The organism is Peribacillus simplex (genome assembly GCF_001542915.1).
Classification (GTDB): Bacteria; Bacillota; Bacilli; order Bacillales; family DSM-1321; genus Peribacillus; species Peribacillus simplex_B.
This window is the reverse complement of sequence record NZ_LNNH01000038.1, coordinates 56,875-74,325: the sequence shown is the minus strand read 5'-3', so window position 1 is coordinate 74,325 and position 17,451 is coordinate 56,875. Positions and strand designations below refer to the sequence as shown.

General features: G+C 42.5%; 19 protein-coding genes, 2 tRNA genes, 1 pseudogene and 1 other annotated feature. Of the genes and pseudogenes, 17 read left to right on the top strand and 5 right to left on the bottom strand.

Annotation, left to right across the window (positions count from 1 at the left end):
- The first annotated feature begins 354 nt into the window (after positions 1–354).
- From AS888_RS18010 to AS888_RS17985, 6 genes and pseudogenes are all read left to right on the top strand, one after another.
- On the top strand, positions 355–1,428 hold the full coding sequence (locus tag AS888_RS18010; RefSeq protein ID WP_061143525.1) for a GerMN domain-containing protein: 1,074 nt from the start codon (positions 355–357) through the stop codon (positions 1,426–1,428).
- 189 nt (positions 1,429–1,617) lie between these two features.
- Positions 1,618–1,716 (top strand): annotated as a pseudogene (locus AS888_RS27175) (ribonuclease PH); the annotation flags it as partial.
- Positions 1,717–1,846: 130 nt separating this feature from the next.
- Positions 1,847–2,458 (top strand): XTP/dITP diphosphatase, encoded by a 612-nt coding sequence (locus AS888_RS18000; protein ID WP_061143523.1) that lies wholly within the window; start codon positions 1,847–1,849, stop codon positions 2,456–2,458.
- A gap of 2 nt (positions 2,459–2,460) precedes the next feature.
- Entirely contained in the window at positions 2,461–2,973 is a 513-nt protein-coding gene (locus tag AS888_RS17995) for a metallophosphoesterase family protein (RefSeq protein WP_061143522.1), read from the top strand.
- A gap of 173 nt (positions 2,974–3,146) precedes the next feature.
- A tRNA-Arg gene (locus tag AS888_RS17990) sits at positions 3,147–3,220 on the top strand.
- A 735-nt stretch (positions 3,221–3,955) separates the two neighbouring features.
- Positions 3,956–4,029: transfer RNA gene (locus tag AS888_RS17985), tRNA-Arg, on the top strand.
- A gap of 176 nt (positions 4,030–4,205) precedes the next feature.
- Here AS888_RS17985 and AS888_RS17980 read toward each other — a convergent pair.
- The 5 genes from AS888_RS17980 to AS888_RS17960 all read right to left on the bottom strand — a co-directional run bounded on the left by AS888_RS17980 (position 4,206) and on the right by AS888_RS17960 (position 7,408).
- Positions 4,206–4,724 carry a hypothetical protein gene (locus AS888_RS17980; RefSeq protein WP_061143521.1) on the bottom strand — a complete coding sequence of 173 codons (519 nt, stop codon included), beginning with the start codon at positions 4,722–4,724 and terminating at the stop codon, positions 4,206–4,208.
- On the bottom strand, positions 4,717–5,343 hold the full coding sequence (locus AS888_RS17975; protein WP_061143520.1) for an ATP-binding cassette domain-containing protein: 627 nt from the start codon (positions 5,341–5,343) through the stop codon (positions 4,717–4,719). Before AS888_RS17975 ends, AS888_RS17980 begins: the two co-directional genes overlap by 8 nt.
- 10 nt (positions 5,344–5,353) lie before the next feature.
- Entirely contained in the window at positions 5,354–6,049 is a 696-nt protein-coding gene (locus AS888_RS17970) for a hypothetical protein (RefSeq protein WP_155645541.1), read from the bottom strand.
- Positions 6,050–6,100: 51 nt separating this feature from the next.
- Positions 6,101–6,916, bottom strand: a complete 816-nt coding sequence (locus AS888_RS17965; protein WP_061143518.1) for a hypothetical protein — start codon at positions 6,914–6,916, stop codon at positions 6,101–6,103.
- A gap of 93 nt (positions 6,917–7,009) precedes the next feature.
- Positions 7,010–7,408 (bottom strand): hypothetical protein, encoded by a 399-nt coding sequence (locus tag AS888_RS17960; RefSeq protein WP_061143517.1) that lies wholly within the window; start codon positions 7,406–7,408, stop codon positions 7,010–7,012.
- 326 nt (positions 7,409–7,734) lie between these two features.
- Here AS888_RS17960 and AS888_RS17955 point away from each other — a divergent pair, with 326 nt between their 5' ends.
- The 11 genes from AS888_RS17955 to AS888_RS17910 all read left to right on the top strand — a co-directional run bounded on the left by AS888_RS17955 (position 7,735) and on the right by AS888_RS17910 (position 17,450).
- Positions 7,735–7,935, top strand: coding sequence for a hypothetical protein (locus tag AS888_RS17955; RefSeq protein WP_061143516.1), 201 nt, complete (start codon positions 7,735–7,737; stop codon positions 7,933–7,935).
- Positions 7,936–8,348: 413 nt separating this feature from the next.
- Positions 8,349–9,089 carry a DUF2087 domain-containing protein gene (locus AS888_RS17950; protein WP_397252096.1) on the top strand — a complete coding sequence of 247 codons (741 nt, stop codon included), beginning with the start codon at positions 8,349–8,351 and terminating at the stop codon, positions 9,087–9,089.
- A 17-nt stretch (positions 9,090–9,106) separates the two neighbouring features.
- Positions 9,107–9,469, top strand: a complete 363-nt coding sequence (locus AS888_RS17945; RefSeq protein WP_061143531.1) for a GIY-YIG nuclease family protein — start codon at positions 9,107–9,109, stop codon at positions 9,467–9,469.
- A gap of 502 nt (positions 9,470–9,971) precedes the next feature.
- A complete protein-coding gene (locus AS888_RS26180; RefSeq protein WP_185113125.1) occupies positions 9,972–10,145 on the top strand; it encodes a hypothetical protein in 174 nt (57 codons plus the stop codon).
- A complete protein-coding gene (locus AS888_RS17940; RefSeq protein ID WP_260320265.1) occupies positions 10,145–10,573 on the top strand; it encodes a YidH family protein in 429 nt (142 codons plus the stop codon). The genes AS888_RS26180 and AS888_RS17940 overlap by 1 nt, the downstream gene beginning before the upstream one ends.
- Positions 10,574–10,981: 408 nt before the next feature.
- The gene (locus AS888_RS17935; protein ID WP_061143514.1) at positions 10,982–11,257 is read left to right on the top strand and encodes a GNAT family N-acetyltransferase; all 276 of its coding nucleotides are present in this window, start codon (positions 10,982–10,984) and stop codon (positions 11,255–11,257) included.
- 193 nt (positions 11,258–11,450) lie between these two features.
- The gene (locus AS888_RS17930) at positions 11,451–11,939 is read left to right on the top strand and encodes a M15 family metallopeptidase (RefSeq protein ID WP_061143513.1); all 489 of its coding nucleotides are present in this window, start codon (positions 11,451–11,453) and stop codon (positions 11,937–11,939) included.
- Positions 11,940–12,231: 292 nt separating this feature from the next.
- Positions 12,232–12,491, top strand: a binding site (T-box leader).
- 107 nt (positions 12,492–12,598) lie between these two features.
- Positions 12,599–14,314, top strand: a complete 1,716-nt coding sequence (ilvB, locus tag AS888_RS17925; protein WP_061143512.1) for an acetolactate synthase large subunit — start codon at positions 12,599–12,601, stop codon at positions 14,312–14,314.
- A gap of 2 nt (positions 14,315–14,316) precedes the next feature.
- Positions 14,317–14,829 carry an acetolactate synthase small subunit gene (gene ilvN / locus AS888_RS17920; protein WP_061143511.1) on the top strand — a complete coding sequence of 171 codons (513 nt, stop codon included), beginning with the start codon at positions 14,317–14,319 and terminating at the stop codon, positions 14,827–14,829.
- A gap of 70 nt (positions 14,830–14,899) precedes the next feature.
- Positions 14,900–15,928, top strand: a complete 1,029-nt coding sequence (ilvC, locus tag AS888_RS17915) for a ketol-acid reductoisomerase (RefSeq protein ID WP_061143510.1) — start codon at positions 14,900–14,902, stop codon at positions 15,926–15,928.
- Positions 15,915–17,450 (top strand): 2-isopropylmalate synthase, encoded by a 1,536-nt coding sequence (locus AS888_RS17910; protein ID WP_061143509.1) that lies wholly within the window; start codon positions 15,915–15,917, stop codon positions 17,448–17,450. Before ilvC ends, AS888_RS17910 begins: the two co-directional genes overlap by 14 nt.
- The last annotated feature ends 1 nt before the right edge of the window (position 17,451 follow it).

The following is a 17,451-nucleotide window of genomic DNA, read 5'->3' as shown; positions in this document are numbered from 1 at the left end:
TGGCCACTTGGACATGGCAAGGTCCTAAAATGGCTTAACATAGTGGCTCGAAGAGCCCAAATCTCGTAACCTTTGGTCAAAATTTCAAAGGAATTTCAAAGGAATTTCAAAAGGGGTTCGGAATTTTTTAATTCCGAACCCCTTTTGTCTACAAACTGAGACTTCCATTTTGGAAGTCTTTTTTTTTTTGGTGGAAGTCCAAGATAAAGAAAGAAGCAGTGATTAAAGAATAAGATATAGGGGCAGCCGCATGTCCTCAATGCACATGCGGCTGGAGAAAGATGAAAAATAATTGGTCTATTTTCCCCTAGGGCTCGTATAAATAGGAGTACAAACTGTCCTAGGAGTGATTTTATGTCCAATAAATCAAAAGTAACGATGGCTGTTACCATTCTTGCATCTTCCATTTGGCTTTCGGGGTGCGGATTATTCGGCGGTGAAGAGAAGAAGGAAATTGATCCACCCAAGGATGTTTCATTAGTCGACAAGGAATCTTCATTAAAAGAGTCGAAGGGTCAAGAGCAGCCTGCAACAGATGGTGAGGAAGGCGCTGTTGAATCCAAAACGGTAAAAACGGAGTTATATTTAATTGATAAAAGCGGGTATGTGGTTCCGCAGACATTGGAACTGCCTAAATCCGAAGCTGTCGCTAAGCAGGCGCTTGATTATCTTGTCAATAACGGCCCGGTCACGGATAAACTGCCAAATGGGTTCAGGGCGGTCATTCCTGCAGATACGCAAATAAGCGTGAACATTAAAGACGGAGTGGCAGTGGCGGACTTTTCTCCGGAGTTCAAAAACTACCAAAAAGAAGATGAGCTTAAGATCCTTCAAGCCATTACATGGACGCTGACACAATTTGACTCCGTCGATAAAATTAAAATGAGGATTAATGGCGAGGATATTTCCGAAATGCCTGTCAATGGCACACCGATCGATGAGAATATATCCAGATCTTCAGGAATCAATATCGATACAAGTGACGCAGTCGACATTTCGAATACGAAAGCATTGACCGTTTATTATGTCGGCGGTGACGAGGAATATACGTATTATGTACCGGTAACGCGCCGGATCAGTGAAACGGTATCTGATGATGTTACAGCTGCGGTTCAGGAATTGACGAAGAGTCCTTCGGGTTCGAATTTGCAAACAGGCTTCATGACTGATGTAGCCTTACTTGATCAGCCTAAAATGGCGGATGGCAAGGTCAGCCTCAATTTCAACGAAAATATCCTGGGCAGCTTCAAAGAGAAAAAAGTTTCAAAAGAAGTTCTCGATGCCTTGGTCCTTTCGTTAACGGAACAAAAAGGCATCGAAAGTGTTGAAGTACAAGTGAAGGGCAGCGCCGATATTTTGAATGAAGAAGGAAAGAAAATATCAGAGCCTGTGGTCCGTCCCGAAAAGGTCAATACTGGTAGTTTTTAAAAAAACGATTTTGTATACGAGAGATGGAGCACATCGAGGCAGCCTACCGCTGCCTCTTATTTTTGGGGGATTTAGGAGGAGGCAGACGTGCCAATAACAGGAGGTATCCGCTTCATCCGTGTTCCAGAAAGCAACCAATCAATCAATGGGGGACGATTACAAGACGAACCATGGAAATATAACGTGGGCAATCATCTGGCGGCTACAAGTGTCGGGATTTTAGAAGAAGCACGAATTGTGTTAGACTTAAATGACCTGGTAGATTCACCAGCTCTTGTGGATATGAATGGGAAGGTCAGTTGAATCACAAGGCACTGGGTAAGAGTCGACAATTACATATAACGAGTTACAGCGTGGCCCCAAAAAGGGCTTATTACATTATTCGAAGATCAAAAAAAGAAAAAAGGTGAGATGAAGGATGAAGACAGTAATCATTGCAACGAAGAATAGAGGGAAAGCCAAGGAATTCGAAAGCTTGTTCGCTGCTAAAGGATATGAAGTCAAGACGCTCCTCGATGTACCGGGTGCACCGGACGTGGAGGAAACGGGTACAACGTTTGAAGCCAATGCAATCCTGAAAGCGGAGGCCATTGCCCGGCAGTTGGGCCATTTTGTCATTGCGGATGATTCAGGATTGATCGTAGATGCACTGGATGGCAGGCCGGGCGTATATTCAGCGCGCTATGCCGGTGAAGCGAAAAGTGACGAAGCGAACACGCAAAAAGTCCTCAGCGAACTGGAAGGCGTACCTGAAGCGGAAAGGACCGCGAGATTTTATTGCGCCTTGGCACTAGCCTCACCGAACCAGGAAACGATTACGGTATCAGGAACGATGGAGGGTGTCATAACGGACCAACCTTCTGGAGAGAATGGATTTGGGTATGATCCTATCTTTTTTGTTAAAGAAAAAGGCAAAACAAGTGCAGAATTGACGAAAGAGCAAAAAAACCAAATCAGCCACCGGGCCCATGCCTTGAAGGCTTTGGATGAAAAACTTGATCTATTTCTAAAGAGGGAGGAGGGAATGTGACGATGAAAGTCCTTATCATGAGTGACAGTCATGGGCTAACGCAGGAAATTGGCATGATAACCGACCGTCATAAACATGAAGTCGCGGCCATGATTCATTGTGGGGACTCCGAATTGGAACGAAAAGACCCCCTCATGAAGGATTTCCTCGCCGTTCGCGGCAACTGCGACTATGATGCCGCCTACCCGAATGACGTTGTGGAGAACATCGCGGGCAAACGATTCTTCCTTACTCATGGGCATCTTTACAACATCAAGATGACGTTGATGAACGTAGCTTACAAAAGCGAAGAAATGGGAGCTGATATCATTTGCTTTGGCCATTCCCACGCTGCAGGTTCTGAAATGATCGACGGCAAGCTGTTCATCAACCCTGGAAGCATCCGTCAGCCGCGGGGGAGAATTGAGAAGACCTATGCCATTTTGGAACTCGAAAAAGACCAACTTGAAATCACCTATTATGACCTTGAAGGAAAAATAGTTGATGAACTAAGAAATACTTATCAATTCGAATGACTTCATGTATAATGAACAGGAAGCGTTTTTCCCCGCTTCCTGGATTTTTAAAAAAGGAAAAAACTTTTTTAGAAAAAGCGTTGACTTTCTTTTGATATCCTACTATAATAAGAAGTGTCCTAAGGGAACAGTTAAGGTAATACATAAGTTTTACCGCAACTTATATCATAAACGTCTCAGTAGCTCAGCTGGATAGAGCAACGCCCTTCTAAGGCGTCGGTCGGGAGTTCGAATCTCTCCTGGGACACTAACAGAAAAGGTATGCTAACACAGGTTATAACGCTGTGGGAGCATATTTTTTTTCGTTCATGCAATGCAATATCCCTTCCTGCCAAGTCAAGATACTGAATTGTAGCAGCTCAGCGCAATGTGTGCTCCTTGCTTATTAAGAGAAATGCCAGCCTCACCCTCATCTGTCTCCTCCGATATGGGTATTAGGAGATAATAGAACAGTAGGGGAAGTTGCTGATAATCTTAAGGAATATGTATATGTACCTTTCCCCCTGCTTCTGATAGAACTTTTAGTTAAGTCCTTACAATAATTTTTGAGAGGGTGTCTCCGTCTATAAATGTTCGCCTGCGTAAGAAAGTACAAAACCACTCGTTTTCTTTCTCTAAATCATTCTTTAAACGATAAGAAACTGCACAACCGATGCGTGGAGGAAACTGCGAGCTAAAATCATGCCTATTTAGGCTCTTGAAAGACTTAAAGTGCTACGCTTTTCATGCCCCATAGTCTTCTGGATCTATCGGAATTAGTAACTAGTATTTTATGAAATGTGTATGTGATAAATAAAGCAAACATATTATACATAAGTACTTGAAAACTTTAAAGCTTTAGGGTATTCTGATACATGGTAATAGAACTTTGTTAGGGAATTGTTCTAAACCCTACTATTTATAGTGTAGTCTTACAGTGAAAGTTTTAATTCTTGTAACCCTTTGATATGCCTGTTGTTTGGCTGATAAGGGACAGCATCATGTCTCAGTAGCTCAGCTGGATAGAGCAACGCCCTTCTAAGGCGTCGGTCGGGAGTTCGAATCTCTCCTGGGACACTAACTAGAAAAATCACCCTGGAATGTTGGTTGGTCAACATTCCAGGGTGATTTTTTATTTGTTTAGAAATGTCTTTAGAAAAGTTCCGGGTCGGAAATATTATATGCATTTTTCACCATAAATAATAGTGCAGTTGACGCAAAATAAGCTTAAGCCCTTTCAGGCGTACATGTCGCTATTTCGGAATGATAGCCAATTGAATATTTGTACTATTATTTGTTATCGATACGGAAACATCGTCCGTATCCATACCGAGGAAATCATTTCCTTTTAAATTAGCTTTTAATTCGCTTATATCATAGGATACGTCCAAAGATTGAAAAATCACTTCTAAAACAGCCGTAAATTTCTTTTCAATAGTGGGGAAGTCTTCTTTAGATTCCTCAACGAATAAAAAAAGGTCGGCTAGTTTTTTCTTTTCATCTGTTAAATCATAAGTAAGCTGGATTTTATTATCTTTTGTATTGAAACCTGACTCTGTTTTGATCAGGAGCCTTTGATTATCATTGTTTACTATCTCTTTTTCAAATTCCTCCACTGTTATTGAAAAAGTTGGAGGATTTTCCATGGCAGTTATTTCTTCAGGAGTGGATTCGGTATCACTAGCATCTTCTGGATTTCCAGTAATTCCATATGGAGAGCATGCTGTTAGTAAGAGTATGCCCAAGATAAGACAAGCATATTTTTTATTCAACGAGCTCGCCCCCATTCAATTCATAGACTATGTCACAAAGATAATTTATTTGCCTATCATCATGGCTTGTTAGTAGAATCGTGACTCCGTTCTTCTTGTAATCCAATAACAGCTCTTGGATCTCAATAACGGATTTCTTATCCAATCCATTGAAAGGTTCATCCAAAACTAATATATTCGGGTTCTCCATAATGGCTTGTGCTATCCTTAAACGTTGTTTCATGCCCAAGGAATATTCCTTCACTTTTTTGTCTTTTGCCTGAGCTAGACCCACCTTTTTTAAGGTTTGAACGATATCTTCTTTTGTAATCTTTTTTTGTATATTTGCTAAGATGGACAAATTCTCCATGCCAGTTAAGTAGTTTATGAATGGGGGCTGTTCAATGATGATGCCGGCATTGTCAATATATTTCTTACTGAAAAGGATTCGTTTGCCTTCCACCCAAATCTCGCCATCATTAATTGCCGTAAATCCACAAATCGCTTTTAACAACATCGTTTTGCCTGATCCGTTTGGCCCTACAAAGCCCACACAAATACCTGAATTAATAGATAAGGAAATATTAGTTAGAATGGTGTGATGTTTTATGCTCTTGTTAATATTCTGTACTTTAATCATATTAAGGCCCCTATGCAATTTTATATTTCAAGTTCCGTAGTAAAAAGTGGGAAAGAATCATTAAGCATATTCCGGCAATCATCCCACCAACAAAATAAGCATCTCCACTAATAAATACAATGCTGAACGTCTTTAGTTGCAGATCCATGATGAATAATACGGAAATGAGTATGAACACAGTCAATAATGCCATCGTTTCTTGGAATTTCAAATAGAGGTAAAACAAGATTGATGAAAGTCCTAAGGAAATGAGAATGCTTGCGATGCCAAAAAATAAAAATTGTCTTATGATTGAAGCTGGATACTCAAATTCCAGTGCACCATGAACAAAAACGAACGTAAAAATGGAACTGACGTATATAAATACAAATAACGTTACAGGAAGGATGTATCGACCCCTGATTATTCTTAAAGCCTCTCGTTGCAGGTTGATTCGGGAAAAAACAAATGGATGATAGGCTTTCTTGATCATGAGGAAAGAAATGGAACCCCAAAAAATCGACGCTGCATAAAACGTATATGGACTGATGAAATGGAGAACGCTATTTCCTTCCATATGTTCAATCTGGTTAAAGGCTTTATTAACAAAGATCCGATCAAGGATCGCTTCAGCTGGTAACGATTCATTATAGTCATTCATATAGATGATGATATGTTGATAGCCTTGGATATAGTTAATAAAAGCTAATGAAATGGAAGTGATCATAACGGTTAGTAATAATATTGGATAGTTTTTTATCGCCACTTTTTTAGACCTTTAACTTTCAGGATTTTTAACTGTCTTGTTTACACCCACTACCAGTAATAGTATCGAAATGATAAATAATAGAACCAATGGTAGAAATGCTTCCAATGTGGAATACATGGTGTTGAAAGCGGTAAAGCTTGCGAAAATGTCAAACCAAACACTTTGAGTGTAAACACCTAGTTTTCCGTACAAAAAATAGATGATTAATACCGATACAAGGACTTTATACTCTCGATTTAATAAAAGAACCAATGCACACGCTAACAAACTGAACACGAATGCTAAACATAAATAAATTGTACATACCATGAAAACAAAGAAGAGGTAAGGATGGCTGCTATAAAAATTGTGAGGTAAAATTGAAGCGAATCCTCCTATATCATCAAGACTGCGATAAACAAAGATTGCCCCGATCGAATAATACAATAAATAGGTTGATACAACAGTAAACGTTGATAACAATGTATATTGTATGACATCTCTATAAACAGCCTTCTTTATTAATGGAAACCGATGTCTTCTGAGAACGTATAAACTTCTCTTTTCTGTGAATAATCCAAGCGTAGGTAATATGAATAAAACGGGAATGAAGTTGATGATGTGAAACATCGATGAATCAACAAATACTTCCCAATTTGAAATGGAGGCGATAGCAATTTGTCTGATTTCTTCTTTAGTCCCTGCTAAATCAGGTGCGTTATAATCCATAGTCATGATTTCAAAATAATGACTAGCAAACACCCAGGAAAGGGTCAATCCGCCAAACAACAAAAAAAATGCTAACGCCATATATCTGCTTCTGATTTTAAATTTACTGAGTAACATTGAATTTCCTCCGCTGTTTCTACTAGCTTTAATTATTTAAAGGGTGTTGCCCAAGAATGAAATCCCGGACAACACTTTACATTCCATTAACGTTTAACCGCCACTTGCAGACCAAGAACCTTTTATCGTCACTTTCCCTCCACCGGTATTATTGGTTTTTCTTAGCCCTAATTTGTACTTATACCCTACTTTGCAATTTACAGCTGAAAATGTGGCCCGCTTTCCTCTTTGGACAGTCGTTCCACCTCTGTATACACCATCAGAGTTTTTCATAGTTGCTGTAATCCAAGCAGAACCAGAATCGTTTGATAGATTAACAACACCTCTAGTGTTTGATTTTCTCAACGAATATGGTGCAAATTTTTCAGCTCCAGAATAAGTAACATTATAGCCAGAGAAGCTTCGTACCTCCTGAGCTTGTGTTTCCGTTCCTGCATACCCTAGAATGCCTAATGATAAAAGCCCTGTTAATACTAATTTGCTTTTTCTCAATGCAATTCTCCTTCCAATTAAAGGTTATTTTGGCTGCAACCACCTAAAGTATATATAATATTCTGATAAATTTCAAACAAAAACAAGTAAAAAGTCTGTAGTTTATCCATGAATAATGAAAAAAATAGTGAATAAACGGGACTATATGCTGATTTTTGTATCGGGTAATTTATAAAAAAACAAAAATGTTTTATTTTTTATTGAAACTAAAATCTTCCCATCGAGGGCGGCGGATATTCACAGGCAGGTAAGAAGTATTTTATTTCAAAATATCGCAGGTGGATTGCTTTTTATGTCGAACTTGTTATGGATAAGGAGTTGTTTAAATGAATAAAGATCGTTTGTTCAAGTTCATTCAAACTTCCACTCGGGGTAATTTCTTTTCAGTCGAGATAGCCGAAGATGGAACTAAAGTGGCCCAATTAGCCAAGGAGTTAGAGAACGAAGGTAGAATCAAGCTGAGGGAATGCACACGCAAGGAGCAAGGAATTTATCTGGAGGGAATACTGAAGTTTGTGCCTAGCTAATTCGTTAAGAGCTTTAACGGATTAGCTTTTCCTTTAATGTTTCATATGCTCCAACCTGTAGACAAACTCGAATGATAGTGGAGTTTGTCTACAGGTTTTTTTGGGTTTTGATACTTGACCGTTTCTTGCCACTTTGCGTGAAAAAGAAGATGGAGTTTCCATTTGCCTACATCTACAGACTTGGGAATTGTAATTTATCCGTTCACTCCGCATTGCATGAAGACTAAAGTTGAATCCCGATTGCCTGCTGGTTTGATGTATTGGACATTGACCGTTTCATTGCACTGCAGGCACATAGCTTTCCAGAGGCGATCGCAAGGAAAAAACATTGACATATTTCAAACTAATTAATATTATGTTTAATATATAGTAAACAAAAAGAGGAAGTGTTTGTTATTTTGGAAAACGCTGTAATGTTTTGGAGTGCATCTCAGGATGAACTTAAACAAGGGTATATCGAGGATGAGGAGCAATATACATGTTTGTTGTGCGGTCATGCGATTCAAAAGGGAATCGTATACCCAGAGGAAGGGGTTCTTTATGAAGCGAAGCGTTATATGCGAATTCATATTGAACGTGAGCATGTGTCCGTATTTGAATACTTGATGGATCTTGATAAAAAACTTACGGGTCTCACAGACCATCAAAATCGTTTGCTTCGTCTTTTTTACCAAGGGAAGAACGATGCCGAGGTTCAAAAGGAAATGGGTATTGGCAGTGCTTCGACAATTCGCAACCATCGCTTTGTTCTGAAGGAGAAGGAGCGTCAAGCCAAACTTTTTTTAGCGATGATGGAACTTTTGAAAGAGAGAGATGAACATGCGCCGGCATTCGTTCCACTCCATCAAAAAGCAAGGATGGTCGATGACCGTTATAACGTTACAGAGAATGAAAAGGCGGCGGCTATAAAGAAGTTTTTCCCTAACGGTAGCAAGGATGCCTTGAAGTCTTTCCCGCCTAAGGAAAAACAAAGGCTGCTCATCCTGCAGGAAATCACGAATCGCTTTGAAAATGAGCGGAAATACGAGGAAAAAGAAATCAATCGAATATTAGCAACCGTCTATCATGATCATGTTCTTTTGCGAAGATATTTAATAGAATATGGATTCTTGGATCGGAAGCCTGATGGGAGCCAATATTGGCTGAAGAAATGAATGGGGGCGTAAGGAATATGGATCGTAAAAAAGAATTGAAGCAATTATTTAAAGAAACGAAAGTGGAAGCGGGAATTTATCAAATAAAAAATCAGCATAATCATAAGGTGTTTATCGCGAGCACAAGAAACCTGAAGACATTGAAAGGTAAACAATTTGAATTATCTATGGGAACCAGTACCAATAAAGCGCTGCAAGAAGAGTGGAATCATTATGGAAAAGATGCTTTTGTCTTTGAGGTGCTAGAGGTATTAAAGCCGAAGGAAACAGGGTTTTTTGATACCAAAAGGGAACTGCAAAAACTTGAAGAAGCGTGGCTGGAGAAGGTGCAGCCTTATGGGGAACGAGGCTATAACAAGGAGAAAGCCAACGGACTATAAAGGATTGGAAGAGTTTCTATACCCTTATTTCGTTTAACGGGCCTGACTTGATAAAGGATCCTGGCTATTGGAGGGTTCTTTATCATTGGCTCTTTCGTAAAATTGTTGTTATTAAAACGAAACTAATGAAGGTTGATTGGAGCAGATTGCGAGACTCCTGCGGGAGCGGCGCGACAGGTGAGACCGTTCACTTACGAGGAAGCTCACCGCCCGCCTTCTGCCATGCTGGGCATTGGAGAAGAAATCAACAACACCGCATTGCTTCGCGATTAGCAACAAAGGATGCGGAAACAGCCTTATCATATTACCCTGGTGAAATATATGTATAGATGGAGATGTGCAATAGATCGGTACATCTTCGACTGGGAGCCGGTTATGGTTCTTTTTTTGTATAATTTGAAGGCCTACTTGTTGTTGGTTTTTAAATGGTTTAAGCTAGTGGTGAGGAGTGTATCGTTTTCGTAGAAAACTTTCACTAAATAATTTATTATAGGAGCTGCAAATGAAAAAACTAGGATGGACCATGACGGGGATAGGGACGATCATTGCACTGTGTGCCTTGCTTTATCCTTTGAATGTTATTGATAAAACCCGTTGTATTTATTTATTGCTTGGCGGTGCTGGACTGATGTTCATAGGCTCGATGATCAGGGCTTTTTCTCTCCTTAAAAAATGATGGATGATGTGGAAAAACGGGGAAAGTACATAAAAGGATTGGATGGAGTCAAATGGATGAATCATAATGATGACATGGATAAAAATCAATTGAAATATGCCCAGCAGCACCTCGCTAATGAACGAACCTTTTTAGCTTGGATAAGAACGGTGATCGCGATTGTTGGGGTTGGTTTTCTCACGACGAGCCTGCATTTTACGATTGGTGTTCATCGTGATGCACGGATTGACTTGATCAGTATTGTACTCGGCATGTTCGCGTGTGCTCTTGGTCTTATCATTACAGTGCTGGCAACGTCCGCCTATCTGCAGAAGAGGCGGCAAATACATGATGGGACCTTCCAGTCCTCCAGCGCGAACGTCATACTTATTGCTATATTCATGGTCATTCTGCTATCAATGATCGTTTTATATTTTTCCTTTTTATGAAAGCTTCCCAATCTGCCCTCTCATTATAGGGCAGTTTTTTAGTTCTTTCCATTATTTATAGATTATTACATAATAATGGGAAGATTTCTTCCATTGGAGTTGGATGAACGAAAAACTTCATGTAATCAAGCTGCTAATAATCGGGGATGCTGAGTGATGCATATTCGTTGCGTTGTATGGCTTCGTGCTACCTGGAATTAGCAATCTGCAGCATCGTGTCAGCAGCCCGTTTTTAATAACCTTGGTAGAAAACTTGACATGCTATGTAGGTGCCAGCCATTTTGCAGCAATGGTTTATGGGTTAAGATCAGTGGAATAGGATGAGTGTTGTCTTGAACATGACTCATGATTTGTTTAATTTCGATTTTGTGAGATATGATAAAAGAGATCTAAAAGGAGGTCATCCATATGGTGGATATCCAAAAAGGAGAGAATTCTTTTTTTGTTGAAGAAAATGGCGAAAGGCTAGCAGAAATTACATTCTTTAAATCAGGTGTTCATGAAATGACCGTCGACCATACTGTCGTGTCTGACAAGCTTCGCGGTCAGAAGATAGGAAATGCCCTTCTTGAAAAAGTAGTTGCACTTGCACGTGAGGAAAACCTGAAAATTGTTCCGGTATGTTCCTTCGTTCAACAACAGTTTGAAAAACATCCGGATTACGAGGATGTTTGGGCTAAATGAATGAAAGGGCTGGACCTGGGAGGGCTGGATTTATTCGGAACCTTTCCGGGTCCGGCCCTTTCGCCTTTTTAGGGCATATACAGCGTGTTCCGGTTGGTGAATCATCACTCAAAAGTGTCTTCATCCATACTTTGTCATAAAGCGCCTTTCCGCGAACGGTTTTGCATGCATTAAATATAGGGGAGGTGGCATTATGGCAATTAAACTACAGACCCTTTTGGATAGCGCAGCCGAATGTATGGGAAGCGGAATGAACCCGGTCGTGAAAGAGTCGATGCTGGAGGTGGTGAAATCAGCATATGAAGAAGGGATCATGATTCGAATAACACTCGGCCATCGCAGTTTTGCCGAACAAGCCCGATTGTATGGGCAAGGAAGGACGAATAAATCAAAGCCGATCGTGACCTATGCCAAAGCGGGTCAATCGCTGCATAATTATGGACTGGCCGTTGATTTCGTCATCGTCGGCGATGACGGCAGGAGCGCATTATGGACTGAGGAAGAAAAATGGACAAGAGTAGGGGGCATTGCGAAATCGCTAGGTTTTGTTTGGGGCGGGGATTTTTCCCTGTTCCGCGATATTCCGCACCTTGAAATGTCAGGCGGGCTTTCCGTAAGAGATCTCCAAGGAGGCTGGAGGCCGAGTCTTGTATCTAGAAATGATGGACACATAGGAGGCTGACGGCGAAATATACGGTTTGTCACCTATCTGGTTGAAGGAGACATGTAAACGGGGAAGATTTTTTTAGCATTCATGTTTGAGTGCAATCCCCACCTTCTTGAAAATTAATCATTCAATTGACATTTTTATAGAATGTGGCAGTGATGGGGATGTAAGCGTATACAACAAATCTTTTAATTTGGAATTATCAAAAAATTCTCAAAAACCTGTTGACTACCTTCTGAAATACGCGTAAGATAATCACAAATACAAGACATCACACATAAGCATTCCTTAAAAATATTGAATAATGCGAAAAGCATTGAAGAGGATAAGTAGTCTTTTTACAAGGCATTCACAGAGAGCCGGGTTGCTGAGAACCGGTATTGTCCCGAAAGATGAACTCACCTTGGAGTTTCAGCTTGAACGTCAGACTAGTAGAGCTGAACGGGTGCGTACCAGTACCCGTTACCAAAACAGAGAATGGCTATAGGCTGTTCGAAGTGCGCATGGAATTCCATGCGAAAAAGGGTGGTACCGTGGAGTGGCTCATCAAGCCTTTTCACCCCTTTAACTTGCCAAGGCAAGTACATTTGGGGTGGGAAGGCTTTTTTGTATGCTCAAAAAGCTGAAAATTCAGAATTTTTAAAAGATGAGAAAGCGAAGGAGGTTTTTACGTAATGACACAAAAATCAGTTGTAGCTGATCGGAAAAGTGTAAAGATGCATTATAGTGGTGCCGAGTTCTTGTTGAATGCATTGAAGAAGGAAAATGTCGAAGTGATCTTTGGTTATCCTGGCGGTTCCGTATTGCCGATTTATGACAAGCTTTATAGCTCGGGGCTATTTCATATTTTGACAAGACATGAACAAGGCGCCATCCATGCGGCTGAAGGTTATGCCAGGATTACCGGCAAGCCGGGCGTGGTCATCGTCACCTCGGGCCCAGGTGCAACGAATATTGTTACCGGTTTGGCGGATGCCATGATTGACTCCTTGCCGCTTGTCGTTATTTCCGGCCAGGTCTCAACCAGTGTGATTGGGACAGATGCATTTCAGGAGGCCGATGTTTTGGGGATCACTACCCCGATCACCAAGCATAACTACCAGGTAAGGAAACCGGAAGACCTCCCGCGCATCATAAAAGAAGCCTTTTATATCGCTTCAAGCGGAAGGCCTGGCCCCGTATTGATCGATATACCCAAAGATATGGCGATTGTAGAAGCGCCATCGGTGGAGACGGAGCCGGAGATGGACCTTCCGGGCTATCAGCCGACGACCGTTCCGAATTACCTGCAGATCAGAAAGCTTGTCGAAGCCGTAAGCGGAGCGAAAAGACCGGTCATCCTAGCAGGTGCTGGGGTCCTGCATGCAAAGGCATCCCATTTATTGAAGGAATATGTCGAGCAGCAAGGCATTCCTGTCGTCCACACCTTATTGGGTCTGGGAGGCTTTCCTGCCGATCACCCGCTCTTCATCGGAATGGGCGGTATGCATGGCTGTTTTGCCGCCAATATGGCGTTATCGAAATGTGATTTACTGATTAATATCGGGGCCAGGTTCGATGACCGCTTGACAGGCAATCTTTCCAAGTTCGCCCAGCATGCAGCGGTAGCCCATATCGATATCGATCCAGCTGAAATCGGTAAAAACGTGCCGACGAAGATTCCGGTAGTAGGCAGTGCAAAGGATGCGCTGAAGGAATTGATTGCCCAAAATGGCAGCAAGCCGGAAATTGAAGAATGGACAGTGCAGCTCACAAAGTGGAATGAAGAGTTCCCGTTGCGCTATGACCATGAAGAGGGTGTGCTGAAACCGCAGCGAGTCATCCAGATGCTGCATGAAAAAACAAATGGGGAAGCGATTGTTACGACGGATGTCGGACAGCATCAAATGTGGGCAGCGCAATACTATCGGTTCAACAAACCGAATTCTTGGGTCACCTCGGGGGGGCTGGGAACGATGGGCTTTGGGTTGCCTTCGGCTCTCGGTGCACAGTTGGCCGATCCGAAAGCGACGGTGCTTTCCATTTCGGGGGATGGGGGATTCCAGATGTGCCTTCAGGAGCTTTCGGTCATTGCCGAAAGGAAGCTGCCGATCAAAATCATCATCGTCAACAATGGCGCGCTTGGAATGGTTCGGCAGTGGCAGGAACTCTTTCATGAAAACCGGTTTTCACACAGCATTTTCCAGTCACATCCGGATTTCGTGAAGCTGGCTGATGCATATGGAATTCAGGGGTACAAGGTGACGACGGAGGAAGAAGCGAGCGCGTGCCTGGATTCAGCGTTAGCGACTGATGGTCCGGTGCTGATTGATTTCCGTGTAAAGCAAAATGAAAATGTTTTTCCGATGGTGGCACAAGGAAAAGGGCTTGATGAGATGGAAGGAGTTTAATGATGAAGGGAATTCTTAGCCTCACCGTGAACAACCGGCCAGGTGTCCTGAATCGGATTACGAACCTGTTCACGAAAAGAAATTATAACATTGAAAGCATGGCTGTCGGTCCATCCGAGCAGGAAGGCATTTCAAGAATGACCTTCGTGGTCGATGTTGACGACGCAGCAGTCGTCGAACAAATCACAAAGCAATTGAACAAACAAATCGAAGTGTTGAAAGTGATTGACATCACGAATCAGTCGATTGTGGCAAGGGAGCTTGCACTCATCAAAATATTGGTGACCACACAGAGCCGGGCCGAGATTTATGCATTGATCGAACCGTTTCGGGCGTCCGTAATCGATGTCAGCAAAGATAGCCTGACCGTTCAAATCACTGGGGAATCCGATAAAATCGGTGCCTTCATTGAATTGATCAAGCCATATGGCATCAAGGAATTGGCAAGAACAGGAACAGCTGCCATCCCGCGGGGCATGCAGCTGGCACATGCAAAAAGCGCAACCATCGTATAAAACAAAAAAACAAAAAAACAAAAAACAAAAAAACTACAAAACATGAAAAGAAAAGGGAGATGTAATCATTATGGCAAAAGTATATTATAACGCTGAAGCAAACGAGAATTTTTTCAACAATAAAAAGGTGGCAGTAATCGGATATGGTTCTCAAGGGCACGCACACGCACAAAACCTTCGTGACAGCGGCGTTGAAGTGATCATCGGAATCAGGAAAGGAAAGTCCTTCGATAAAGCGGTGGAAGACGGATTCAATGTTTATACGGTTAAAGAAGCGGCAGAACAAGCAGATGTAATCATGAACCTTTTGCCGGATGAAACCCAGCCTAAAGTATACCAAGACGAAATCAAACCGGTATTGCGTGCAGGTCAAGCATTAATGTTCGCACACGGATTCAACGTCCATTTCAATCAAATCGTTCCGCCCGCAGACGTAGATGTATTATTGGTAGCGCCTAAAGGCCCTGGACATTTAGTTCGCCGTACATATGAACAAGGTGCAGGAGTGCCGGCATTGTTTGCCATCCATCAAAATGTTACGGGCGAAGCAAGGGAATTGGCGCTTGCGTACGCTAGGGCAATCGGTGCATTAAGAGCGGGCGGATTGGAAACGACATTCCAGGAAGAAACGGAAACGGATTTATTCGGTGAGCAGGCTGTCCTTTGCGGCGGACTGACATCGCTTGTGAAAGCTGGCTTCGAAACACTGACAGAAGCGGGATACCAGCCGGAAGTAGCCTACTTCGAGTGTTTACATGAACTGAAATTGATCATCGACCTTATGTATGAAGGCGGGATGGAAAACATGCGCTATTCGATCTCCGACACAGCTCAATGGGGGGATTTCGTTTCCGGGCCACGCGTTGTGACGGAAACGACGAAACAAGCCATGAAAGCGATCTTGAAAGATATCCAAGACGGCGAGTTTGCTAAAGGATGGATCTTGGAAAACCAAGCGAATCGTCCGGTCTTCAATGCCATCAATAACCGCGAAAACCAACATCAAATCGAAGTTGTCGGCCGTGAATTAAGAAAGATGATGCCATTCGTCAAACCTCAACAAAAAGAGAAAGAAGTGGTAGCCGTTGCGAAAAATTAATATATTTGAAACGACGCTTCGAGATGGGGAGCAATCCGCTGGCGTTAACTTGAATTTCACCGAAAAACTTGAAATAGCTTATCAGCTTGAAAGATTGGGTGTCGATATTATCGAAGCCGGTTTTCCGGCAGCATCCAAAGGGGATTTCAACTCCGTCCAGGAAATCGCACGCAAAATTAAAAACAGCTCTGTCACAGGGCTGGCGCGTGCGGTGAAAGGAGATATCGATGCAGCTTGGGATTCATTGAAAATCGGGGCGGAACCAAGGCTGCACACGTTCATCGCCACTTCCCCGATACACCGTGAATATAAGTTGAAAATGACGAAGCAGCAAGTGATTGAGAAGTCGGTCGAGATGGTCAAATACGGTGCGGCCCGTTTTCCAATCGTACAGTGGTCCGCAGAAGACGCGAGTCGAACGGAGCTGGACTACTTGGCGGAAATCGTTGAAGCGGTCATACAAGCTGGTGCCAAGGTGATTAATATACCTGACACGGTAGGTTATGCCGCTCCTATCGAATACGGCAACATTTTCAGATACCTTCGTGAACATGTTCCTTCTATTGATAAGGTTAGTTTATCGGCACACTGCCATGACGACCTGGGGATGGCAACGGCCAATTCATTGGCCGCCATCGAAGGGGGGGCGACACAAGTCGAAGGAACGATCAACGGCATAGGCGAACGTGCCGGTAACGTTGCGCTGGAAGAAGTGGCCATGGCACTGTACATCCGTAAAGACTTCTATCAAGCAAAATCGGACCTCGTATTGAATGAAATCAAACGGACCAGTGATTTGGTCAGCCGCCTGACGGGGATGCAGGTTCCTGCCAATAAAGCGATAATCGGTGCCAATGCATACGCCCATGAGTCGGGCATTCATCAGGATGGCATGTTAAAAGAAAAAACGACATACGAAATCATATCACCTGAACTTGTCGGCGTATCCTCCAATTCACTCGTATTAGGCAAACATTCAGGACGTCATGCCTTCAAAGAGAGATTGCAAGAATTGAATTTTTCCGTGACGGATGAAGAGATGAACTCGTTATTCGTTCAATTCAAGGAATTGGCGGATAATAAAAAGACCATGACGGATGAAGATATCGTGGCACTTGTGCTTGAAGAGAAAGCGGCGGATCTCAGCTTTTATGAATTGACTTCCTTGCAGATTTCTCACGGTACACATCAAACAGCTACAGCGACGGTAACGTTGAAAAAAGGCGATCATGAAGAAATTCAGGAGGCAGCCACAGGCGCAGGAAGTGTCGAGGCCCTCTATAATACTCTCGAGAGATGCTTGGGATGTGAAGTGAACCTGCAAGACTACCGAATCCAATCGGTGGGCGGAGGAATGGATGCCCTTGCTCAGGTTTTTGTCAAAATTGATTATAACGGTGTGGAAACGAGCGGGCGCGGGCTTGATCAGGACGTTCTGGAAGCATCCGCAAAAGCGTATTTGAACGCTGTGAACCGCGTCATCATCATGAGGGAACTGGAAGAAAAGGCAGTATTACAATAGG